This is a genomic window from uncultured Anaerobiospirillum sp., assembly GCF_902485895.1.
In the GTDB taxonomy this organism is placed as follows: domain Bacteria; phylum Pseudomonadota; class Gammaproteobacteria; order Enterobacterales; family Succinivibrionaceae; genus Anaerobiospirillum; species Anaerobiospirillum succiniciproducens.
On record NZ_CABTML010000110.1, the window covers coordinates 1 to 23,100 of the forward strand.

Annotated in this window: 15 protein-coding genes; 5 read left to right on the top strand and 10 right to left on the bottom strand. The window is 43.1% G+C overall.

All coding sequences use genetic code 11. From position 1 onward, the window contains the following. Positions 1-88: 88 nt before the first annotated feature. The 4 genes from RDO37_RS09345 to aspA form a co-directional block, all read right to left on the bottom strand. Entirely contained in the window at positions 89-211 is a 123-nt protein-coding gene (locus tag RDO37_RS09345; protein WP_303075191.1) for a hypothetical protein, read from the bottom strand. Positions 212-1,002: 791 nt separating this feature from the next. Continuing rightward, positions 1,003-2,634 (bottom strand): sodium/proton antiporter NhaB, encoded by a 1,632-nt coding sequence (gene nhaB, locus RDO37_RS09350; protein WP_308498892.1) that lies wholly within the window; start codon positions 2,632-2,634, stop codon positions 1,003-1,005. A 1,444-nt stretch (positions 2,635-4,078) separates the two neighbouring features. Then, positions 4,079-5,473, bottom strand: coding sequence for an anaerobic C4-dicarboxylate transporter (locus tag RDO37_RS09355; RefSeq protein ID WP_308498911.1), 1,395 nt, complete (start codon positions 5,471-5,473; stop codon positions 4,079-4,081). A 519-nt stretch (positions 5,474-5,992) separates the two neighbouring features. After that, on the bottom strand, positions 5,993-7,414 hold the full coding sequence (aspA, locus tag RDO37_RS09360) for an aspartate ammonia-lyase (protein ID WP_308498893.1): 1,422 nt from the start codon (positions 7,412-7,414) through the stop codon (positions 5,993-5,995). A gap of 1,963 nt (positions 7,415-9,377) precedes the next feature. Between aspA and dsbB the strand changes: the two genes are divergently transcribed. Together dsbB and RDO37_RS09370 are read left to right on the top strand one after the other, a co-directional pair. Beyond that, positions 9,378-9,923, top strand: a complete 546-nt coding sequence (dsbB, locus tag RDO37_RS09365) for a disulfide bond formation protein DsbB (RefSeq protein ID WP_027940480.1) — start codon at positions 9,378-9,380, stop codon at positions 9,921-9,923. A gap of 628 nt (positions 9,924-10,551) precedes the next feature. Beyond that, a complete protein-coding gene (locus tag RDO37_RS09370) occupies positions 10,552-11,820 on the top strand; it encodes an HRDC domain-containing protein (RefSeq protein ID WP_027940481.1) in 1,269 nt (422 codons plus the stop codon). Between the two features lie 268 nt (positions 11,821-12,088). On the opposite strand, the gene RDO37_RS09375 is transcribed toward RDO37_RS09370, so the two are convergent. Beyond that, a complete protein-coding gene (locus tag RDO37_RS09375) occupies positions 12,089-12,946 on the bottom strand; it encodes a 23S rRNA (adenine(2030)-N(6))-methyltransferase RlmJ (protein WP_308498894.1) in 858 nt (285 codons plus the stop codon). A gap of 458 nt (positions 12,947-13,404) precedes the next feature. On the opposite strand from RDO37_RS09375, the gene RDO37_RS09380 reads away from it, so the two are divergent. After that, the gene (locus RDO37_RS09380; RefSeq protein ID WP_308498895.1) at positions 13,405-14,178 is read left to right on the top strand and encodes a hypothetical protein; all 774 of its coding nucleotides are present in this window, start codon (positions 13,405-13,407) and stop codon (positions 14,176-14,178) included. Between the two features lie 205 nt (positions 14,179-14,383). On the opposite strand, the gene RDO37_RS09385 is transcribed toward RDO37_RS09380, so the two are convergent. The 3 genes from RDO37_RS09385 to RDO37_RS09395 form a co-directional block, all read right to left on the bottom strand. Next, positions 14,384-16,516 (bottom strand): ATP-binding cassette domain-containing protein, encoded by a 2,133-nt coding sequence (locus RDO37_RS09385; RefSeq protein ID WP_308498896.1) that lies wholly within the window; start codon positions 16,514-16,516, stop codon positions 14,384-14,386. Between the two features lie 689 nt (positions 16,517-17,205). Beyond that, the gene (locus RDO37_RS09390) at positions 17,206-18,219 is read right to left on the bottom strand and encodes a hypothetical protein (RefSeq protein WP_308498897.1); all 1,014 of its coding nucleotides are present in this window, start codon (positions 18,217-18,219) and stop codon (positions 17,206-17,208) included. Between the two features lie 274 nt (positions 18,220-18,493). After that, a complete protein-coding gene (locus tag RDO37_RS09395) occupies positions 18,494-18,850 on the bottom strand; it encodes a histidine triad nucleotide-binding protein (protein ID WP_303074406.1) in 357 nt (118 codons plus the stop codon). A gap of 862 nt (positions 18,851-19,712) precedes the next feature. On the opposite strand from RDO37_RS09395, the gene nrdD reads away from it, so the two are divergent. Together nrdD and RDO37_RS09405 are read left to right on the top strand one after the other, a co-directional pair. Next, positions 19,713-19,892 carry an anaerobic ribonucleoside-triphosphate reductase gene (gene nrdD, locus RDO37_RS09400; RefSeq protein ID WP_027940488.1) on the top strand — a complete coding sequence of 60 codons (180 nt, stop codon included), beginning with the start codon at positions 19,713-19,715 and terminating at the stop codon, positions 19,890-19,892. 313 nt (positions 19,893-20,205) lie between these two features. Continuing rightward, the gene (locus RDO37_RS09405) at positions 20,206-21,870 is read left to right on the top strand and encodes a hypothetical protein (protein WP_308498898.1); all 1,665 of its coding nucleotides are present in this window, start codon (positions 20,206-20,208) and stop codon (positions 21,868-21,870) included. A 472-nt stretch (positions 21,871-22,342) separates the two neighbouring features. Here RDO37_RS09405 and RDO37_RS09410 read toward each other — a convergent pair whose 3' ends face one another. Together RDO37_RS09410 and RDO37_RS09415 are read right to left on the bottom strand one after the other, a co-directional pair. Beyond that, on the bottom strand, positions 22,343-22,561 hold the full coding sequence (locus tag RDO37_RS09410) for a hypothetical protein (RefSeq protein ID WP_281709910.1): 219 nt from the start codon (positions 22,559-22,561) through the stop codon (positions 22,343-22,345). 82 nt (positions 22,562-22,643) lie between these two features. Continuing rightward, positions 22,644-22,928, bottom strand: coding sequence for a hypothetical protein (locus tag RDO37_RS09415; RefSeq protein WP_027940490.1), 285 nt, complete (start codon positions 22,926-22,928; stop codon positions 22,644-22,646). Positions 22,929-23,100 lie beyond the last annotated feature (172 nt).

Sequence of the window (23,100 nt, forward strand, 5' to 3'; positions counted from 1 at the left end):
GTGAAAAAAGAGGTATAAATTATTAAAGTTAAAAAACTGGCAGTCAATCAACGGCATATTTAAAGGCCGATGATTTAATATGCAAAGATTAGTTGACTAGTTTAATACCGCTTGATAAACGCTGGTATGTGGTGGTCAGCTGGTTCTGAACGTTACCTAAATAACGCTGACCTTGCAACGCGCTGTAATTGGTATTTACATATACCGCCATTGCATTTCTCCAAAATGTTTGTTTGCTCAACATGCTCGATCGTGCATAGAGACAATGATCGATGAGCTTACGTTTTTGAGCAGGAGAATCTAGTAGAAAGCTTGTCTACTAAGGCTTCTCACTTTCTAAACCACTCAACGGCCTATCTTATTCCCACATGTGTACATTTGCAGTCACTTTGCATTAAATCGAATGTCAAACTTGTAGAGATATTGTTCATTAGCGTCTAGATATTTCCTTATTCTCTAGATATAACAGCTTGTAAATGCCGTTCATTAATGATTTGCTGAACAAGAGTATTTTTTAGGACTTTTTTGCTTAGAAACTAGTACTGTCAATGATTCTGAGCTACTTTTTGAAACTGTTTCTCAATGTTGACGATATATGGCTTTTTAACAAAATAGTTATCTAACAGCGGCCTTCATAGATACATGAAGTCAACGCTAGATCCGTTCTTTAAACTGCTTTAGAGATGGACGGATGGCTTTTTGTTGAAATGCCGCGAGGTGGCGTTTTGATTAAATGTTGCGTGGTGGGCTTTTTGACAGTGGCGATGGATGGATGGATTAGCTTTTTGGGGATGAAAAAAGGCGAGTATCTACAGGCAGACAATCGCCTTCTTGATAAGATGCAAGCATGACAATGGGCATGCTTGCTTGTGAGATGGTGGCTACCAAGTTAGTTAAGTTAAGCATGATGCTTAGTTGGTAGCCTAAGGCGCTATGAGGTGTCTCATTGCCTGAGTGCGCTTTAGCGCTACAACGATTTAGCGGTTGGTAGCGTAAGCGCGATTAGTGGCCAACAGCCTGAGTTGCGGCCTCAGCAGCTGCAGCACCGGCCTGCTTGAGAGCTGAGCCAACTTCAGCAGCGTGAGTGATGTCGCCAGACTCAATGATGCCAGACTCGATCATCATCTGAGTCATTTCTGGAAGGATGAACCAAGTGCCAAGCAGACCAACTATGGTAAGAACGATGGTGTATGGGAGTGCCATGTACATCATCTTTAAGTAGTTTAAGCGGATGAGCGGAGATAAAGCTGAGGTTAATAAGAATAAGAATGCAGCCTGACCATTAGGAGTTGCCACAGATGGTAAGTTGGTACCAGCGTTAATAGCAATAGCTAAGTGGTCAAAGTGCGCACCAGTGATAACACCGTTGAGCATTGCCTTGTAGACTTCCTGGATGTAAATGGTAGCAACGAATACGTTGTCAGATACAGAAGACAGGACGCCATTGGCAATATAGAAGATTGGCAGCTGCTGATCCATTGGTGCGGCTAATACCCACTCGATGAGTGGAGTGAAGAGCTGCTGCTCAGCGATAACAGTAACAACGGTGAAGAATACGCATAACAGAGCGCAGAATGGTAAGGACTCAGTGAAAGACTTGCCAATTTCTTCTTCAGAGGTTACACCGCAAAAGCCGGTAGCTAAGATGATGATGGATAAACCAATCAGACCTACTGCAGCTAAGTGCAGAGCGAGGCCGATAACTAACCAAACACAGCAGATAGCCTGAATGATAAGACGGAGCTTGTCACGCTTGGTGAGGTTCTCCATGGTAGTCTTGTCCTGTTCAACTAACATCTTGTGAACAGACTCAGGCATAGTCTTACCAAAACCAAAGAGCTTGGTCTTTTCAAGAAGGAAGCAGGTTAAGAAACCGCACAGTACTACAGGAATAGAAACTGGGGATACGCGAACAGCAAACTCAACGAAGTTCCAGCCAGCGATGTTACCGATAATGATGTTCTGTGGCTCACCAACGATGGTACATACACCACCAAGAGCGGTACCTACAGCAGCGTGCATTAAGATAGAGCGTAAGAAAGCACGGAACCGCTCAAGATCATCCTTGAACTCGTCCTGTACGTAATCGTCATTGTTAACACGAGCAGCAGGATTGTTGCCAGAAATAAGATCGTGGTAGTAACGGTATACGCCCATGCAGATGGTGATAACTACTGCTAAAACGGTCAGAGCATCTAAGAATGCTGATAAGAAAGCACCAAGGAAGCAGAAAATTAATGCCAGTGAGGTGTGGGAGCGTACTTTAACTAAAAGCTTAGTAAATATGAATAAGAGCACATCACGTACGAAGTGAATACCGGCAACCATGAACATCAGAAGTAAGATAACTTCTAAATTAGCACCGATTTCGTGGCGCACGTGTTCCATGTCGCAAAGGCCGATGAAAGCTGCCTCAATCGCAAGGAAACCACCAGGAATCAGAGGGTAACAGTTTAAGGCCATCGCCAGAGTAAAGATGAATTCTCCGACTAAAACCCAGCCAGCGAGTACTGGAGATATGAAGGCCAGAATTGGGTTAATAACCAAGCAGGCCAGGATAAACAGTTTGTACCAGACAGGCGCTGTACCCATGAAGTTCAGGGCAAATGCCTTTGTATACGTGATGGTTGGCATAGCAATAAACTCAACTTAAAACAATGACAGCTACATCCTTATGCGCCATACCCCACATAGACGATACTAGCTTTGACAGAAGTACTAACTATGCTAAGACTCAAAAAGTCACTTACAACATCTCTCTTTAAGATAGCTAGCCATCTTTAAGAGCGTATGCAATAAGAAAGATACGGATTTAAGGATCTAGAATTTGCAAATGTTCAGAGTTCCCATCAACGCTTGAGTTTCTTGAAGACGGTTACCTCAGAACAAGTCCCGAAAGCTCTATCACTTAATTTCAGCACACACCACACTATGCAATGCAAACGCATCACTACATAGCGCAATCCGCTAAAGAAACATGATCATCAGCTGCCTTCAACCTACTCTTATAAGCTCAGTTCGACAGCCAGACATTGCAACTAAAGATGCTCAAATTATGCAATCCTGCAGTTGATGCTAAGCATGAACCCAATGAAGCGTACTCAATGGTGCACTAGAATTGAGCAAACAAAGCATTAACAGCTTGCTAAGAGTAATTATAGACAAGTTGCAGTTTGTAACTGTGATGACGTGCAAGAATATGAGAATGCCTCAAAAGCCTTACAAAAAGATGATGTTTTAGCCACTTGCGCTCATGTCTGGTCACTTAAGACATTCCCTTTTTCACGGGGTTCTTAGCAAGATATGACAAACATTCACTTTGCTTTACTTGCACCTAAATGGTAAATATTATCTCTTACGCAATCTATGCAAAAATTACCAACTCAGTGCAACTACCGCATAAATATCCGCTTTATCAGCTTTGTATACTAGATACATACCTGATCACAAGTTTTAGCATTACTCTCTTGCCATCAAAATACCTATACCCTTCTACCTTATCTCTTTACATCCCTTGCGCTACAACAGGAAAAACTAGAGGTGTAAGAAAAGTCACACCATTTAGCTAACAAAGACAAACAAAATGAGGTTAAAGGCCATTTTGCGAGCACAAAAAAGCCCGCTAGTTTTGGCCAGCGGGCAAATTGTGAAGCTTGTCTTTAGTTTAGGAAATGTGGCACAAAGAGTGTGCCTGCTTGTGCCATATTTTTCCCATACCCCTATTGAAAAGCGCAGGGGATTGCTCCCCTACGCGGTTCTATCGAGGGTTCGACAGATTCGGTAGGTTAGCAACTCTCGGGAGGATGCTTTCCTTTTAAAAGACTGACTTAACAAAGTAGATCAGGGCTTTGACCGTATTTGGCAGTATCAGTCGGATTTAAGCTTTTACCGCTTCTTATAAAGCGGCATTTAGGACAGATAAACTGGTGTTACTTTCTGTTGGAAGTTTTGTCTATCCGTCCTTTAAAGTGAACGCCATGGCTCATGCCTACTGAATTGTGACTTGATACTCAGGCGTTCTTTATAAACCACTAAAAAGCAGCCCGTGATTATATATGCGTGTCTATGTACTTATCGCTTAGAACATTGGGGCTACAACGAAGCCTAATGCTACAGAGATGAAGATACACAGTATGCAAGGCAATAACATTGAGTGGTTGAAGATGAACTTACCAATCTTAGTAGTACCTGTGTCGTCCATCTGCACAGCACCTAACAGAGTTGGGTAAGTTGGCAGAATGAAGAGGCCTGATACAGCAGCGAATGAAGCAACTAAGATGTAAGCGAGATCTGGGTTAGCCTCAATGTTTAAAGCTACGATAATTACAGGAATCAGAGCCTTAGCAGTAGCAGCCTGTGAGTAGAGTAATGCTGAGATGAAGAACAGCACAACTGACAGAACTGCTGGATACTCGGCAACGATATCCTTTGAGAAGTCCTGAAGCTGAGCAGAGTAGCCAGCAACGAAGGTGTTACCAAGCCATGCTACACCGAGTACGCAGATACATGCTGTCATACCTGACTTGAAGGTTGGGGTATCAGCAAGTTCGCCAGTGTTCAGTTTGCACTTGATAACAATGAAAGTTGCAATCAAGAGCATGAATGACATGATAGCGCCGTCACGAGCTAACTTCAGAGGCTCAAGCACGGTTAACAGAGCAGCAGAGATTGCAGAACCACCGTCAGCAACGTTAGCCTGTAAATACTGAGTGAATGGTACACGGATAACGTCAGAGATGAAGGTTGCATACAGAACTACGCACAGCACGCCAGTTAAGAAGATCATAACTGCAGACTTAGCAGAAGCTGGGAGCTCTGGCTTTTCGTGAGAAACTGGAGCAATTAAGCCGTTATTAACACGCTCAAGGTACTCAGGATCCTCATCAAGCTTACCCTTGTTAAAGAAAGTAGACATGATGAAAGCAGCAATCATACAGCCTAAGTAGGTGGTTACTAACCAAACACCTAACAGAGCTGGGTAAGACCAGCCAAATGGCTCAAGCACGCCAGTCATATAAACTACAGCTGCAGATACAGGGGATGCAGTAATAGCAACCTGACCTGAAACAACTGCCATTGACAGAGGGCCAGCTGGCTTAATATTCTGCTCCTTAGCAACTTCTACGATAACTGGGATCATTGCAAAAGCAGTGTGACCAGTACCAGCTAAGATGGTTAATACGTAGGTAACAGTTGGAGCTAAGTAGTTAATGTGCTTAGGATTGTTTCTTAAAATCCTTTCAGCAATACGAACCATGTAATCGAGACCACCTGCCTTTTGCAGAGCAGTAATAGCAGCGATTACGGACATGATGATGAGAATAACGTCGGTTGGGATGGCACCAGCGCTCATGCCTAAGAATACGGTCAGAACGATAACACCAAGACCACCGGTATAGCCGATAGCCATACCACCGAGGCGGATACCCATAAAGATCACGCCAAAGAGCACCAAGAGGCGCAGTATAAGCATAATATCCATTGTATCTCCTTATGCCCCAAAGGGCAGAGCCTCTATCAATTATGTAGCCTAGCAAAGACAACAAACCCCCTACCCCAGTTTTCTCAAACTTAGGCTCGGTTAATTGAGTGTTTAGCTTGGTAGAAACTTTAGTTACTTCACACCACTGACATGCTGCCAATAAAATCTGTACAGCACATTTGTGTAACTAAGTTTTCCTCTTACAAGAACATGTCTTAAAGAGAAATCAATAGAAGCAATTTAGGATATGTAACCAATCACGGTTACAAGATGAACAAGTCACAATAACTCATACACAACGATTGCCAAAAGCATAATGCAAGAGACATGTATATCTTTGTCTCTTGCAAACAGCAAACTGCACCTTATTCAAGGTGCAGCACTCCCTAGACCCTTGACCCTGTTGCAAAAGCAACAGGGCAAGAGGGCAAATGCCAGTGGTGAGTGAGATTAATCTTTTGGCAAAAGCTGTCACATTAAATAAAGTTATGATTGTGACAGCGAAGGCTCTTACTTCTTAGCGAAGTGAGCACGGCTCTCTGCTGAGAGGTTTGACTTAAGCATGTTAGCAGGAGTTAAGAGCTCATCTAACTGCTCTTCAGTCAGTAAGTTGCGCTCTAAAGCAACTTCACGTACACGCTTGCCAGTTAATAAAGCTTCCTTAGCGATAGAAGCGGAGTTCTCGTAGCCGATGTATGGGTTTAATGCGGTAACGATACCGATTGAGCCTAAAACAAAGTCTAAGCACTGCTTCTCGTTAGCGGTAATGCCATCAACGCACTTCTCAGCTAAGGTACGGCAAGCCTTATCTAACATCTTGATAGACTTGAAGACTTCGTAAGCAATAGCTGGCTCCATTACGTTGAGCTGTAACTGACCTGCCTCAGCGGCGAAGTTAACAGCAACGTCAGCACCGATTACGTGGTAGCAAACCTGGTTAACAACCTCAGGGATAACTGGGTTTACCTTACCTGGCATAATGGATGAGCCTGGCTGCATCTTAGGTAAGTTGATCTCGTTGAGACCGCAGCGTGGGCCTGAGCCTAATAAACGCAGGTCGTTACAGGTCTTGGAGAGCTTAACAGCCATACGCTTTAAGGTGCCCATTACGTGTACGTAACCAGAGCAATCTGGGGTAGCAGCAACTAAGTCAGCGCAGGACTTGAAGTCGTCGCCAGTGATCTCACGTAAGTGCTTTACAACAACCTTAGGGAAATCTGGGTGAGCGTTAATACCAGTACCGATAGCAGTACCACCGAGGTTAACCTCGAGCATTAACTTACGGGCTTCCTCAAGACGCTCTAAGTCTTCGTCGAGCATGGTTACAAAAGCGTGGAATTCCTGACCTAAGGTCATTGGAACAGCGTCTTGTAACTGGGTACGACCCATCTTGATTACGTCCTTGAACTCTTCTGCCTTCTTAGCAAAGGAGTCACGCAGAAGCTTGATAGCCTCGAACAGGGTGCCGATGTCGTCGTAAGTAGCAATCTTAATTGCTGATGGATAAGAGTCGTTGGTTGACTGTGAGAGGTTTACGTGATCGTTTGGATGTAAGAACTTGTACTCGCCCTTCTGGTGACCCATCATGGTCAGACCAACGTTAGCAATAACTTCGTTGGTGTTCATGTTGGTGGAAGTACCAGCGCCGCCCTGGAGCATGTCAACTACGAACTGGTCGTTGTACTTACCAGTTAAGATCTCGTCACAAGCCTTAACGATGTAATCGCACTTCTCTTGATCAAGAAGCTTTAACTCGCAGTTTGCTAAAGCACAAGCCTTCTTTACCTTAGCGAAACCATAGATGAATGAAGGATAGTCACAAAGATGTTCACCAGTGATGTCAAAGTTCTGCTTTGCACGGAAAGTCTGAACACCGTAGAAAACGTCGTCAGCAATTTCTAACTCACCGATGAAATCGTGCTCTAAACGCATTTTAAAACCCCCAATAGAAAATTGAACTCTGCTAAGTTGCAACAGCTAAAAGTCATTGAGCTCCTCTTTTGAGGTTGCTTAATGAAAGCGCAAACAAATCTATTTGAGTCCAAGATGAACTCATAAACTTTGCAGAGCCGCTCCACCTACTGTTTTAAAGCAAAGTTACAATCACATGGTGATTGGCCAGATAGGTAAAGCTGATACAAACCGTCCACATCTCAATGTCTTACAACCTTAAACACTTAAGATTAAAGTCATCTTTAAGCTCTAACTGCACTACATACTTAACAGTTGCTAAAAGCATTTAAGTTGATGCAAAGCATCTGGTCACTTAAGTAGCAAGTCATCGCTTGTGAAGACATTTACATGGTAATCACTTTGCTGGTGCATTTTGCCAAAATTGATCAAAAGTGTGAAACAAAGACCAAATTTCAGCCATTAAACCTAATACAGATCACAAATCTAATAGAAAAACATCCTTTTATACAAAAATAATTTGCTCTAGCTAAACTTTTATGCATATAGCAAATTACTAATCAAAACATGGCTAACAAGTCCGATAGATATAGGGTTTGCACTATTATGGTGCTACATTTTTGCCCAATTTGATGATTCAATTTCAACATCATTTTGTGATGCAATAATCTTTCTTTAAGACAACTTGGGTTTACTTGCCATCACGAAGCAATTTTTGCGATCTCAACAAAGCCAGCTAAATCAAATCCTAGCGGCCTTAACTAAGTTACGTGTCTATTACGACGACCATCTTAAGAACATGTAAGATCTGTAGTTTTTGATAAATCGTTATCAACTAGACCACTTTTAAGTGTTCTATTTTGGTGCAATAACACCACAAATCGCTTATATATGCACTTGTATACTTGTCCAACAAGTTAAGCACGAGATCACCACTTAAGTAGCTAATAGAACTCAATTTTTTAAAGATCAGAGTCCCCTATCTTTTCAAAGATCACACGCCAAGATCATAGGCTCTGATCCTGGCCTCAAACCTAGGAGGTTAAGCCACTTTCTATAGACCACTAGCAACTCCATATCTTGCTCACGGCATAACATGAATGCTGTTCTACTTGTAATTAGCATTCATGCACACTGATGTTCATACTCATGTTTCAGATTTTTTTCTTTACTCTTTGTTCTTTGCTCTTTGCAAGACTCAGCTCATCGCTACTACCTTAGCTGTTCAAGGAACCAGCTTTCTGTAGCCTGTTCTAATCAATGGTGCTATTAAGCTTCGCTCTGCTAGTGTCGATCCCTTCTTTTCTGCCAATACTTTTATCTTGCAAAAGTGCGTGATCTTATCTTTTTAAAGCTTTGCTATTTTTAAGATCACCGATGTTAGTGCTAACTCGTATTATTGCAGCTACACTGTTTTGACTTTATTTAGTTACTCTTGTGCTAGTGAAGCTGTAGACGCAACTATTCATTTTTAAGATTAGAAACCATGCTGCAGTTGTTTGATATGTATGAAGATCATGAGCTCGCTCTGAGCTCAGCATAAGAGTTTGGGGGCTTTTGATCTTATTAATTATAACTTTGGCAAACTTTGACAATCTGTACTAAGAGCAATTAAGAAGACGGCTGCAAGTCTATTTAGCTGCATGAGTCTATCTTGAGCTAATAGACCGCTCCTCGGTCAATTTTGGTCTGCTTGGTATTTAGTTGTAAGTGGCTGGAATGGATACGAGCTGTTTTGCTGTTGATTGTGTTTTAGTTTGAACTGATGGTTCTATTTGAAAAAAAATGTGTTGACCGAAATCAGATACTGTACGTTAGCTGCATGCAACTTTGTGAAGTCTAACAAGCTTTGGCAACTCATTTTATTTGAGGCGCTCAATGAGCTTTTATTCTCACAAGATTTAAAGTACATTAGATAGAGTGTGCTTTAAGTACTCTTGCTTAAGGTACCAACTTAGCTAGCTTTATCTTGCGGACAGACACTATGGGATTCATTCACCTGATCCAATCGCTCACGCGGCATCGTTTAGTTTGGATTTTGCTGTTTTTACTGGGAGTTGTATTAGAAGGCTGCGGCCTGTACTTTCAGTATGGCTTACGCATGGATCCTTGTGTTTATTGTGTCTATGAAAGAGCTTTCTACATGAGCTTCATCATTGCAGGCTTAGTAGGCTTTCTCTATCCAAACTTCTTCTTGTTCCGACAGCTAGCCACCTTAACTTTCCTCACAGGCTCTGCAGGTGGTCTGTACGTAGCTTTTGAACACCTTACCTCTGTATACCAAACTGGTTTTGGTGCTACTTGCAAGCTTAAGGCAAGCTACCCATCCTTTATGCCGCTTGATGAGTGGCTGCCATGGATGTTTTCTCCAACCGCGAGCTGCTCACCTCTTGGTTGGGAGCTCTTTGGCTTTAGTATGCCTGAGTGGATCTTTGTATCCTTTGCAACTGGTTTAGTGGTTGCCTCACTTTTCTTACTCTCAGAGTTCTTTAAACGCAAGCGCAACAACTACACCAACTTCTACAGATAGAGAACACATAGTCAAGCTTTTCCTAAGCTATAGTTCTAAGTCAAATTTCTGTACTGACGCGGCTCCTTTAGGAGCCGTTGTCGTTTTTAGACTATGCGTGCGTGATATAAGCCATATGCTATGCATGCGTGATATAAGTTCTCAGCTATGCATGCTGGTATAACCTTTATGCTCTGCAGGCGGAACATAAGCTCTATTCTTTGCGCTATTAAATTGAGTGAATAGAGTGTGGTGTAGGTAAGGTGGATGTCATATGAGCCAGCATAACTGCGTGCTTGAGTAACAAACTGCAACAAAGCTATTTTTGTATGGAACTTTCGGACTAATTTTGCGTCTATTTCTTCGTTAACCTTAGCTAAGGCTTATAATCAGAGGCCTGCTATGCTAACATGTATACCTACTTTTGCTTGTATGCATACAGTGCTCAAAAGTACGTAGCAACGCAATTAAGCACAGCTTTTGCGTGAGTGTTTTTTGGTAGTGTGGTTTACGAAGGTAGTGCTTTGTAAAATGCTGCAAAGATAAGCTGTTTCATGCTTGCAGAACTTATCTTATAGCGTGGCTTTAAGAGCTTAGCTATACATATGAAGCTGCAGCAATTAGTTTTTTAAGGACGGAAGTTTTAGGTATGAGTGACTCAGTTGACTATGAGTTTATCGATGATCAAGACTCGCTTTTAGATGTCTGTGATCTTATCGACTCACTAGAGGAAGATGAGTACATTGGCCTAGATACTGAGTTTATGCGTATTACATGCTACTACCCAGATTTCTCCTTAATGCAGCTGTCCATTCGCGGACAAAACTACCTCATTGACGTATGGATGCTTGAGGGCAATGTTCAGCCTATCATCGAGTCTTTATGTCACACCAAGGCTGTTGTTTTAGCCTTCTCCTGCTCAGAAGACATTGAGCTTTTAGCTCATGAAGCCCGCCGTATTAATTGCGATGTCATCCTGCCTAAGCGTATTTATGACATTCAGCTTTTAATGTCCTTTGCCGGACACTCTTATGGTCGTGGTTTAAACTTTGCGCTACAGCAATTTTTGGGCATAACCTTAGCTAAAGATTGCACCCGCTCTGACTGGAACCGCCGTCCTTTAACTAGTGGACAGCTTATCTACTCAGCTTTAGACGTCGAATACTTAGAAGAGCTCTTCCATGAGGTATGCAAGATTACTCCAAAGGAGAATTTTGAGTATTTCAAGGCCGAGATGGATTACATTCGCCAGTCCACCATTGACGAGCCAACTGAGGATGAAGCTTACTTATCCATTCCTGGTGCCGGCATGCTCAATGACAACGAGCTTAATGTTCTGTACCATCTAGCTAAAGAGCGTCAGCTCACTGCACAGATGGATAACGAGGCTTTAAATCGCGTTATTACCACTAAATCTATGTGGCAGTTAGCCCGCTACTTACCTCGCTCCAAGGTTGAACTTGAAAATCGTGGCGTTAAGTACGGCACTATTAGACAGTACGGAGATAACATCTTAAAGTGGTTAAACTTTGCACGCAAAGCCCCGCGCTACGAACATTTAACCATTCCTTACGATTACTACTCACATCGTAAGAGCATGCAAGAGAATCTTGATTGCCTTAAAAAGGCAGTGGCTGATGCAGTAGAACGTAATGGTCTGTGCCCACAGGTGCTCATTAAAAAGCAGCTGCTGAATGACTACTTTAGAGCTAAAGCTTTAGGCTACACACCACTGCTGCAACAGTCATGGCGCTTAGAGATTCTTGGCAAGATCGATATTCCACTCGAGCCAATGAGCAAGATTGACGATGACAATGGCTATGGCGATATGCCATCCCCTCGTTACGTTACTGACTACATCAAGCTTAACGATGTCAAATCGCAAGATCATGCGGAAATGAACTCACCGCAAAGCTAAAGCGATACTAAAAAGGCCAGCAAATGCTGGCCTTTTTAGTATGTGCTCAATGCGAGAGCCTCATACTATCTCTTTAATGTTATGCGCCACTTGCTAGCGCCTTTGATAGCAAGCTTCCATTCCTCCTGCTTGCCATAGCTTTTCTAGCAAGCTTCCATTCACCATTATTGCCGTACATTTGATGGTGCTAATCACTATGCCTGGTGGTTGGTGGAAGTATGCTAGAGTCTTGAGAGCAGTTAACAGGATGTGATTGTTCTTTTGTGAGTTACTGCTTTTCGACCAGGATTTCGAGTTTGGCACTACCTGTATCTGCATCTGCGAGTACATTGTAGAGTTCGTCTACTACACCTTCTAAAGCATCGTAGAGCTTAAATGGATAGTTAACGATGAGCATACCGCTACCGCACATGCCAAAGTCTTCTTTTTGCTCGCTGACACAAAGCTCAACTTGCAGCAATGGACGGTTTAAACGACGCATGGCGTGCACTAAGTTCTTAGAGTGATCATTCATGCGAGCTAAGACTGGATACCAAACAGCATAGATGCCCTGCTCGAATCTGCCTAAACCTTTCTTTACGGCCTCAACAGTCTGACGATACTCTTGCTCTTTTTCGTATGGCGGGTCAATTAAGATTAATCCACGGCGCTTAATTGGTGGCAGCAGCGCATTGATAGTATCTAAGCACTGACGCAACTCTACACGCACATTACGCTTACGCTTAAAGATCTGCAACAGACGCTCAAACTCACTTGGATGAGTATCATTTAAGAAGATGCTATCTGAGCTTCTTGAAAGAGCATACTCAAAGTATGGAGAGCCTGGGTACATATGACCCTTGTTAGCATCTACCTCTTCTTGAGCCTTAGCTACTACTTCATAAAACTCAGGTACTAGCTTTTGAAGACGCTCATTGTCTTTAATCAATTCCCAGCCAGTGTTGTACTCATTGTTCTTGCGGGCAAAACCTGAGTTTAGATCATAAAGGCCTGAACCTGCGTGGGTATCTACCACGGTAAATGGCTTGTCCTTCTCAAGTAAGGAACGCATGATGAGACAAACAGTCATGTGCTTAAGCACATCTGCGTGATTGCCAGCGTGAAAGCCGTGACGATAACTGAGCATCTAAATCTCCCAAATCAACCATACTGTGCTTACTTATCTATGCCAAAGATAGTGCAATGTTGCACCACACCTTGAGATCGCAAAAAAGAGTCACCATATATAAAAACAAGCGACTTGCTAAAGATTAGCATGAGATAGCAAACAAGCGGTGCATAGTTTAACAAACTATGGCTTACAAAAGCCATTTAACCGCAAGGTTCTTTTGTTTAGCTAGACCTTTTCCACTAAAGTGTAAGCTTAATTTAGTTAATGGCCTAAGCTAAAGCTAAGTTTTATTCGCTAAACTCAAAAACAAGTCGATAGCACTACTCGATGTAGTTGATTGAACGAGACTGCTAGCTAACAGCTAAGTTGCTTAACAAAGTACTTAAGAAAATGAGTTAGTTAAGCCCTCTTTAAAGATAAGAGCTTTTCGTTAAAGACTATCGCAAGAATTCAAGACCTCCAAGGAGACCATAATGAAGTTTTCCAAGCCGTCTTTTAAGTCAGTTCTCGGTGGTACCGTTGCTGCCTATTGTTTATGCCTCTTAAGCACCACTGCTGTTCAGGCTGCTACTCAGTATGATGACAAGAGCGCCGCATTAAATCACCACGCTCGCAATACCGTGGTTAACAGCGTTAGCTTAGATGCCAATGCCCAGGCCCCACTTACTCTTAAGGCTACCCCAACTATCAAGGGTCCTGAGGCTATGGTAGATGAGGCTACTTTAACCGAGGCTCAGTCAGCACAGGATGCTAGCCGCAACTACCTTCAGGGCTTGATGAGCAATGACGTTGCTGCTGTCTACAACAACAGCCTGCTGCGCCTTGAGTCTGATGCAAAGAACAAAGAAGTGTTTAGCGATGTGCTTGACGCTAATGAGGCATTCTTAAACTACGCTGATCGTAATAGCGGCTTTAAGAGCTTTGACTACTTAGGTTCTGGCAGCATCTCAGGTCGTGATTTAGATAAGGCTAACAAGACCACTCACGAGCTTTCAGGCGACATTAGCTTAAATGACGAAGTTGAGATGGTGATGTTCCAGGTTGAGTTTATCAACAACGCCAAGGCCTATGTGGTAGTGCCATGCCGTGAAGCCTCAGAAATTGGCTCAGATAAGGTTTCTTTTGGTGCTGATTCTGCAGTGATTTTCACACCAAAAGATCACGCCGAAAACTTCTTAAATAATGATCTTATTACCTCTGCCTTTGACGATGGCTTCTTAGAGCTGCAATTCAACCCAGCTTACTAAGAAATCGCAACATAGCGCCCGCACCACCAGCATAATTGCTTAAGCAAGGCGCTATGTTCTCTTAGGCTTTGGTAATCCAAGCATGAAAAAAGCGGCTTAATTGCCGCTTTTTTCATGTCTCAATGCCACCTGACTCTTGCCTTGCGCTTTAGCCTTTGCCTCAGGCGCTGATCTTTATGCTTTAGCCTTTCGCTGTGGCTTAGAACTATTGAGCTTGGGCTGCCTCAAGCTCATCATTGAGCTCCAGCCAACGCTCCTCGCACTCTTCTTTTTCGCTAGTGAGCTTAGCACGCTCTAAGATCAGAGCTTCAAGCTCTTCTTTGCCACTCTCATATAAAGATGAATCAGCCATACGCTCATCAATCTCTGCTAAGCGCTCATCAATGGCAGCCATCTGCTTTTCTTCTTTTTCAATCTTGAGTTTGATTGGACGCAGTGCAGCACGCTTTTGCGCCTCAAGCTGCTTTTGCTCTTTACTCTTGTAAGAGCTAGTAGAACTTGAGCTGCTATTAGCGCTAGTACCTTGAGCATTTGAGCTTTTGGCTGTAGCAGTATTCTTACCATTAGCCTCAGCAGCTGCAGCTTGTTGCTGTTCTCTAAACTCACGGGCACGACGCAGCAAGAACTCTTGATAATCGTTAAGATCACCTGAAAACTCGCTCACCTTACCAGAATCTACTAACCACAGCTTGTCCGCAATAGCCTCTACTAAGTGACGATCGTGGGATACTAAGACTAATGCACCTGAGTATGAAGCTAAAGCAACAGACAATGCCTCTCGCATTTCAAGATCTAAGTGGTTAGTAGGCTCGTCAAGTAAGAGTAAGTTTGGCTTTTGATAAGCAATTAAAGCTAAAGCTAAACGAGCTTGCTCACCACCTGACATAGTGCCAACCTTATCAAAAACCTTATCGCCCTTAAAAGCAAATGAGCCTAAGAAGGTGCGTAAGTCTTTTTCCTTAGCATCAGGATCAACACGCCATAAATGCCACAGAGCATTTTGATCTTCGTTTAATGACTCGAGCTCATGCTGAGCAAAGTAACCAATCTTAATGCCCTTACCGATGAGTACCTCACCGCTTACAGGCTTAAGATCGCCCACTAAGGTCTTAATGAGGGTGGATTTACCTTGACCATTCTTACCTAACAGGGCAATACGATCGCCGCTTAAGAGCTCAAGATTAACCTTGTGTAAGATGACATTGTTTTCTTGAATAATCTCATGCTTAAACGGTGCATCCATCTCGTCTGCATCGTTCTCAAGCATGACTACGCTATCGCCATCACTACTTGCCTGAGCAGAAGCAGCGGCATTGACCTTATCAGCCTGTGCTGCAGCTTTTAACGCTGCAATCTGTGCTGCATCAATATGATAGCCTGCATCAAGCTCCTTTAAGGAGGCAATCACTTGTGGGGTACGCTCAGGCTCAGGGAATGAGAAGGAGAATGGAGACTCTTCTTGAGTAACAGCGGTAAGCTGCATTCTATCCATTGCCTTAATGAGTGACTGAGCTTGCTTTGCCTTACTTGCTTTATAGCGGAAGCGATCAACAAACTTCTGCATATTGGCTAAGATCGCCTCTTCACGACGACGAGCTGATTTTTGTGCACGAATCTTTTCAGCACGCAGACGCTCATAATCAGAGTAGTTACCGGTATACAGTACTACCTTACCCTCTTCAAAATGCAGAATATGATCAGCAAAGGAGTCTAAGAAATCACGATCGTGGGAGATACATAAGAGTGTGCCTTCATAGCTACGTAAGTAGTTTTGTAAGAACAGCACAGTATCTAAATCAAGGTGGTTAGTTGGCTCGTCAAGTAAGAGTAAGTCAGACTTATAAATCAGCGCTTGAGCTAGGTTTAAACGCATACGCCAACCGCCTGAAAACTCTTTAACTGGTTTATCTAGCTCATCAGGGCTAAAACCCAAGCCAAGCAGTAACGATCCAGTTCGTGCCTTTAAAGTCCAATAGCCAGCAATGCCAAGCTCATCTTCAACTAAAGCAATCTTTTCACCCAAGTTAGAGGCATAGGCAGCCTCACGACGCTTTAAGAGCTCTTGTACAGTCTTATCACCCTGCATGACATAGTCCATAGCAGAGATACTTAAGGCTGGAGTCTTCTGTGCTACTGCAGCAATCTTTAAGTTCTTAGGCACGCTAATAGAACCAAGCTCAGGAGCAAGCTCACCTTGAATAGCAGCAAACAAGGTAGACTTACCGCAGCCGTTGCGTCCGATAATACCGACCTTTTGGCCAGCTAAAACTGTGGCACTAGCTCCTTCGATAAGAACCTTGGAGCCACGCATAATCGTTAAATCTTGTAATGAAATCATAATTTTCTTACTTCACGCAACGCTAATAACTGCAACCTAAAAGTAGCCGCAAGATCCTATCACATAAGGCCTAAAACATCACCGTTTTAGCAACCTTATACAATAATCCTCCACATAAACCCAAAGATCATTATGGAACCAAAGAGGCTACACTGCTCATAAATCGCTCTTTAGCTTAGCCATGCCCTTTATCCCCATAATCGGCATCCACCAATAAGCAAGAAGACAAGGCATACATGAAAACTATCGACAGGCATGAATGCATGCAACTAAGCTAATGCCGCCACGCTAGAGTCAACTTTGAGATGTGCATTGTCATTGCTATGGAAAGATTAGCTTAAGGATTAGTCCGGAGGGATTTGCTAAATGGTAGCTAGTACTCACATGCCATGGCTTGTATGGGATATGGCTCAATGGGCTATTTGTAAGCTTGGCAAAGTACTGAAAATCAAAAGATCAGTTGCAAAAGACTTAGCTATACGGCTAGCTAATGTGATGGGAAAATCTAGCTATGAGGTCTTGCTTATGTGCTCATGTCCATAGGCATTTGCTTGTGCCTATGAACTTGAGGAGGCATTTGCTAAGGTAAGTGCTGCAGCTTGACAGAACATATGATGCTGCAAATTATGATGCTGCAGCGGATGGCGCTGCGTGGAGAGTTTGGTGCAGCGCTGATTATGGGTTGCTACCTACTCGCTTAAGCGACGGAAGGTCTGGCTTAAAGTAATACCATCTTCAGTGCGGATAATACGTAAGGTTAAGGCTGCCTTACCACCAGTCTTCTTAATTTGGGAGACGACTAAGTATGGGATTGAGGAAGCACGGCACTGATGAATGAGGTTTGGCAAAATGGTAGCTGAGCCGATGTTCTGTGAAATGATGTTGCTTAAGTTAGTGGTTGCTGGAACTACAGTAAAAGTCTGAGAATCAGCTAAGCCATCTTCAATGGAGTAGCTTAGATCACGAATGCAGTCTTGGTACTCTCTATCTACGATAGTTGGAGCTACGTACATATTGCCGCTTTCAGCACGCAAACGAGCAGAGAGCTCCTTAATAAGAGCACGAGCAAGACCAGTGGCCTCAGCATTTAAGGAAGTGGAGCAAGAGCTGTTAGTTGAGAGCTCTTCAACAGCAACATATGGACGGTTGTTTTGCTGTTGCTGCTGATACATGCCGTTTTGGTTTGGATTCATGCCATTTTGGCTTTGGTTCATGCCCTGCTGTTGATTTTGAGCAAGCATGCCTTGATTGCCTTGCTGCATTGCAGCGCCGGACATACCATCAATTTGCTGAGAAGGCATTTGATCGTAGCCAGTAAGTAAGGTCTCGCCACCTTCAACAGTACCTTGTACCTCGCTTACAGAGCTGTATGGATCAGCTGAACCTAACATGGCATTGTTTGAAAAGGAGGCATCCTCTAAACGATCGCTTAGAGCTACATTTTTACGCACGGCATTTGGATTAGTCTCCATGGTGACTGGACCGTAAGCATCAGGAGACAGGCCTAACATCTCGGCATTAGCCATATCAGGAGCATTTTCATAGCCATCAGCTTGTTTCTTCTCTTGCTCGCTTACTGCAGCTTCTGCCTTTGGCGCAGGATCATTCTTATTAGCACCAGAGAGCATATCATCAATACTGTTACAGCCACTGAGGCTTGAGACGAGTAATGCTAGAGCAGAGAGAACAACAACCTTCTTCATAAAAACACAACCTGATAGAACAGCCCGAAATTCAAAACTTAGGCACACGTGTTTGCTTAATTAGCTATCAACTAAGAAAGTGCCATCAAGAGATTAGCCAAGTGCTAACCAATAAAAATAAGAAACTATGCACCCAAGCTCGGGTACATTACCCATAATGATAGCGTCTAAATCATAGTTTGCCCTTAGTAGCTTAAGAGCGGCTCATTATGGATTTTAGGCAATGGTCACGCATGATAAACCATTGCCTTAATTAATTTTAAAGCAAGTACTCTTACTTCTGTGGGAAGCCTAAACCACCGAGCTTACCGCCAGCTAAGAGGTGCATGTGGATGTGAGGAACTTCCTGACCGCCATCTGGGCCGCAGTTAACGATTAAGCGGTAGCCTGACTTGTCTACGCCTAAATCAGTAGCGATCTTCTTAGCGATGATAAAGAGGTGACCTAACATCTGCTCATCCTCTGCCTCAACGTCTGAAACAGTTGGGATTGGCTTGTTAGTAACGATTAAGATGTGGTGGTCAGCCTTAGGAGCAATGTCCTTAAAAGCAGTTACGAGATCGTCGTGGTAAATGATCTCTGAAGGAATGTCGCCGTTAATGATCTTTGTAAAAATGGTTTCTTCGGCCATGATCTGCCCACCTTAATCTGTTTTATTTACCCATAGAAAGCACAGCAAACTATAAACAACATAACGCGCAATCAAGCGCCACACTGTCATTTCCTGGCTTTGCTAAAGGTAATGTTAAGTTACAAAAATAATTTAGGTCATAACAACCCGCCTCTATTATAGCAAAGCAACCTCATCTAATTGCCCTGCTGCTACATTGTGCAGCATGAGCTCACACAAGTTCGTTTTCATAGCCAGATATATACACCCGCTATCAGTGCTATCCTCGCTTTGCACATAGGCCATAGCAATACCGCAAGTAGCTTTGTCTTGACTAAGCGCTGCAGGCTAACACAGCTACGATGCAAACACGCTATGAGCGTTCTGAGATAATAATCTGCTGCTTATGATGCATGTGGAGGAGAACTACAGCCCTTGCTAGCCTGTGACATCGTGGCAATGAGGATCATCCTCCAAACATATTTGCTAAAGATCACGACAGACAAACTTCCATTGCTCTAAAGCCATGAGTCCAAACAGCACACAAATACGATATTTATCAGCTTTAATAAAAAGCAAGTTCGAAATTAACTAAATATTTTTTACCTAGTGTAAAGCTGATGCATTAGGGCTTTCAAAATACAAACGCCGTATCTTTGGGGCTTTGCGTCATTGGACTTTTGGCTAGCCATTTTGCTACTATTTGTTGCAATCTTTTCTCAACAAGATTAGAACAGTAACTTACAAATGGCTTATATATGCGTTTTGTATTTTAAGCCCCATAAGTTCACCAGGCAGCTAGTATGCAATAAAGCTCATGTTTGGAGCTTGAGAGAGTGCATCAGAGCTGCTCTTTAGTTTAGTTGTATACAAGGACATGCTAATGGTCACCAGACTAAAAGCCGTTAATGGTGTTGTAGGCGAAGGCGTTAAGTTTGATCGCATTCGTCGTGTAACCGGTTACCTCGTAGGTACCTTAGATCGTTTCAACGATGGTAAGCGTGCTGAGGTTAATGAGCGCGTTAAGCACACTTTTGATAAGTTCACTAAGACCGACAACTAAACGCTTCATTTTTGAAGATCAGCGCCTAGCTGTCACACGACAATTCAATGTCATAAAGGGCCCGTTAAGGGCCTTTTTACTTTCTACAACACACGCGGCACACAAGCAATCTCCCCTTCACGCCATCTAGACTTTACAGCGCCCGCCCCATCAAATTATCGAATTGTCCATAGATCTGAACATGATGTTGTCTATTGATCCTAAATATGCGCCATATAGATCACAGCATTGAATAGCAAGATCGCAGTAACTGAACCATAACCTTCAAATAGTGCTAGATTTTAGTTAGTGCATTTGGTCATGGGAGTACGCAATGGCAACGAAATCACAAGCGCAGGCTAATAAGAAAGAAAAGTCAAATGCCTCTCAACAGCATGCTGCAACTAACAAGAATGGCAAACCAAATGCCCATCAACAGCATGCAGCTGCTAAAAATAAGGCAAAGCCAAATGCCCCTCAACAGCATGCTGCAGCTAACAAGAATGGCAAGCCAAATGCCACTCAACAGCATGCTGCAGCTAAAAATAAGGCAAAGCCAAATGCTGCTCAACAACATGCTGCAGCTAAAAATAAGGCAAAGCCAAATGCTGCTCAACAACATGCTGCAGCTAACAAGAATGGCAAGCCAAATGCCCCTCAACAGCATGCTGCAGCTAACAATAAGGCAAAGTCAAATGATGCTCAACAACATGCAGTAGCTAACAAGAATGGCAAGCCAAATTCAGCTCAACAGCATGCAGCAGCTAACAATAAGGCAAAGCCAAATGCTGCTCAACAACATGCTGCAGCTAACAATAAGGCAAAGCCAAATTCAGCTCAACAGCATGCGGCAGCTAACAATAAGGCAAAGCCAAATGCCACTCAACAGCATGCAGCTGCTAAAAATAAGGCAAAGCCAAATGCTGCTCAACAACATGCGGTAGCTAACAAGAATGGCAAGCCAAATTCAGCTAAACAGCATGCAGCTGCTAACAAGAATGGCAAGCCAAATGATTCTCAACAGCATGCGGCAGCTAACATGGATGGTAAGCTAGATGCTTCTCAACAACATGCAACTGTTGCTGTAACAAATGAGACATCATCAAAAGTGGAGCAAAAACAGCTTAAACCTTTTCCGCTTATTATGTCGCGCCTTAACTATCTGCCATCATGCGTAAAAAATTTTCCCGACCTATATAACGCCATCAATATAGCTGATGATTGCATGTATAGCGGTCCTAATTCAGGGCTTACCAGCGGTTATTGCTACATACGCAAGACAACCTTCCATGATATGAAGTATCTTATCTTGTGGTATGAAAAAGCAATTAGACAAGACTTCTTTTATTACTTTAGTTACAGGAATGGTTGCCGAGGTTCTCTTAGAACTAAGTCACTCAAATACAAAGGCATAAGAGGCTCTCTTTACATAAAACGCAACTCAACATGGTCTCTTGATTTCTACCCATTTAGTTACGGCAACGGTAAAGGTGAATTGTGCCTGATGGTGCTCCGCCAGAGCGATTTTGAACGTGGTCAGCTAGTTGATGCTCGAGTATTTGAGAAGTTTGGCCCTGAAGAGCTCTGCTGTCTGCTGCAAGATGTTTTCATCCTACGTTTTATTTCCAATCAGAATAGGCTTGTCATTACAGCAAAAGATAATGACGTGATGAGAGCTCCTAAAGTTAATAAACTGTGCAAGAGGTATGGGGTTAGGCTCAGTCTACAAAGCAACTATAAGCCGATGCCAAGGATTGGCATTGATGCATTTTTCAATGTAATTAACTCATGTAAAGATTTCCATTACAAAACCGATCTTGCTTTAGACATTGCCATTTGCAATTTGCAACTTGATCTTAAGTACCACCTGTTACAAAAGCCGTTGTATGACGAAAAATGCATGGATTACAAGGATCCAAACAATAGAGGAAGACGATATAGAGCTGCTGCTGCGCACCACTCCAACACCTATTCTTTACATGATCTCTTTAAGCTATAAAGTTTATAACACAAGCACAATGATATTGGTCTAACATTGCGTAATGGCTAGTTCTTGAGCAGTTTACTAAGCTGCTGCGTCCCTCACAAAATACAAAACATATCCACTAAAATTGATCGCGACAAAATAAAGGCTGCACTGTCGTGCTCTCAATAATGCCCTTAGGCTTGGGCGTTGGCTGCCTTGGTCTTTTGCTTGTTTAGTTACGCTATAGCTGAGCGTTGAGCTTTTGGTGTTTGTGCTGTCTTTGCTGTCTGCGATCTAGCTTGTATCGAGCTGTTAAGACTATTGCAATGACTACACATGGATTTGATGAAGCGATGAGGTGATGGGATTTTGCCTGGGGTTTGACTTGAATGGAGCTGCTGAGGTGGGATTTTAAAAACGAACAGGCGTAAGTGCCTGTTCGTTGGTTTAAGCAAAGTGATTAAGTGAGCTTTCGGTTTGCTTAAAACTTAAGTTGAGTCGTTAACTACTGCTTGTTGCGCATCATGCCCATGCCCATACCGCAGGCACGACCAGCAACAGCAACACCGCCAACCTTAGCAGCTAAGCCTAAGATTTCCTTGGCAACAGTAGCCTTGTCACCGTTCTTAACGTCGGTATTCATATAGCGATATGCAGCATAGCCAGCTACAAAGCCAACCGCAACACCGGCAAGAAAGGTCTTGTTAGAAAGCAAGGTGAACATTGATAGTTCCTTTGTTGATTTAACTTAGATTCAAAAGATAAGGTCTAGCCTGTTCTTCTGAGCATCTTAATTTAGCTAAAGCTTACTTAGCTTCAGCCTGAGCAGTAGCAGCTTCCATCTGAGCCTTCTGCTCAGCGATTAAGTCCTCAAGACGCTCTTTTTGAGCCTCAAGCTCTTCAAGAGTCATGGAGCTGCAAGCGCTGCTCTCTTGGCAAGAGCCAGTGTCTTTGCTCTGATCTTGTGGGCAAATGCCAAGGTTCTTTAAACGTGAGTCAATAGACTCCTTGTTTTGCTCATAGATCTTGTAACCTACGACACCAGCAACAATACCTGCTGCCAGGCCGATGAAAATGTTTCGATCGATCATGTATATCCCCTGTGCCTACAGCTAAGTAAAGAGATCTTGCTGTAGACGGTTAGAACTGCCACTAACGTGACAGCAAATGGCGGACTTGCGTCCAAAAGTAGCTACTGCAAAGCAGTAGACTAACTATTCTGTTGCATACGCCACCTAGCTAAGAGGTCTATGGCTTGCTTTT

Coding starts and splice junctions, on each gene's coding strand:
- RDO37_RS09410 (WP_281709910.1), bottom strand. CDS start 22,561: ATGTTCACCTTGCTTTCTAACAAGACCTTTCTTGCCGGTGTTGCGGTT.
- RDO37_RS09355 (WP_308498911.1), bottom strand. CDS start 5,473: ATGCTTATACTGCGCCTCTTGGTGCTCTTTGGCGTGATCTTTATGGGT.
- RDO37_RS09370 (WP_027940481.1), top strand. CDS start 10,552: ATGAGTGACTCAGTTGACTATGAGTTTATCGATGATCAAGACTCGCTT.
- RDO37_RS09405 (WP_308498898.1), top strand. CDS start 20,206: ATGGCAACGAAATCACAAGCGCAGGCTAATAAGAAAGAAAAGTCAAAT.
- RDO37_RS09375 (WP_308498894.1), bottom strand. CDS start 12,946: ATGCTCAGTTATCGTCACGGCTTTCACGCTGGCAATCACGCAGATGTG.
- RDO37_RS09380 (WP_308498895.1), top strand. CDS start 13,405: ATGAAGTTTTCCAAGCCGTCTTTTAAGTCAGTTCTCGGTGGTACCGTT.
- RDO37_RS09395 (WP_303074406.1), bottom strand. CDS start 18,850: ATGGCCGAAGAAACCATTTTTACAAAGATCATTAACGGCGACATTCCT.
- RDO37_RS09345 (WP_303075191.1), bottom strand. CDS start 211: ATGGCGGTATATGTAAATACCAATTACAGCGCGTTGCAAGGTCAGCGT.
- RDO37_RS09390 (WP_308498897.1), bottom strand. CDS start 18,219: ATGAAGAAGGTTGTTGTTCTCTCTGCTCTAGCATTACTCGTCTCAAGC.
- dsbB (WP_027940480.1), top strand. CDS start 9,378: ATGGGATTCATTCACCTGATCCAATCGCTCACGCGGCATCGTTTAGTT.
- aspA (WP_308498893.1), bottom strand. CDS start 7,414: ATGCGTTTAGAGCACGATTTCATCGGTGAGTTAGAAATTGCTGACGAC.
- nrdD (WP_027940488.1), top strand. CDS start 19,713: ATGGTCACCAGACTAAAAGCCGTTAATGGTGTTGTAGGCGAAGGCGTT.
- nhaB (WP_308498892.1), bottom strand. CDS start 2,634: ATGCCAACCATCACGTATACAAAGGCATTTGCCCTGAACTTCATGGGT.
- RDO37_RS09385 (WP_308498896.1), bottom strand. CDS start 16,516: ATGATTTCATTACAAGATTTAACGATTATGCGTGGCTCCAAGGTTCTT.
- RDO37_RS09415 (WP_027940490.1), bottom strand. CDS start 22,928: ATGATCGATCGAAACATTTTCATCGGCCTGGCAGCAGGTATTGTTGCT.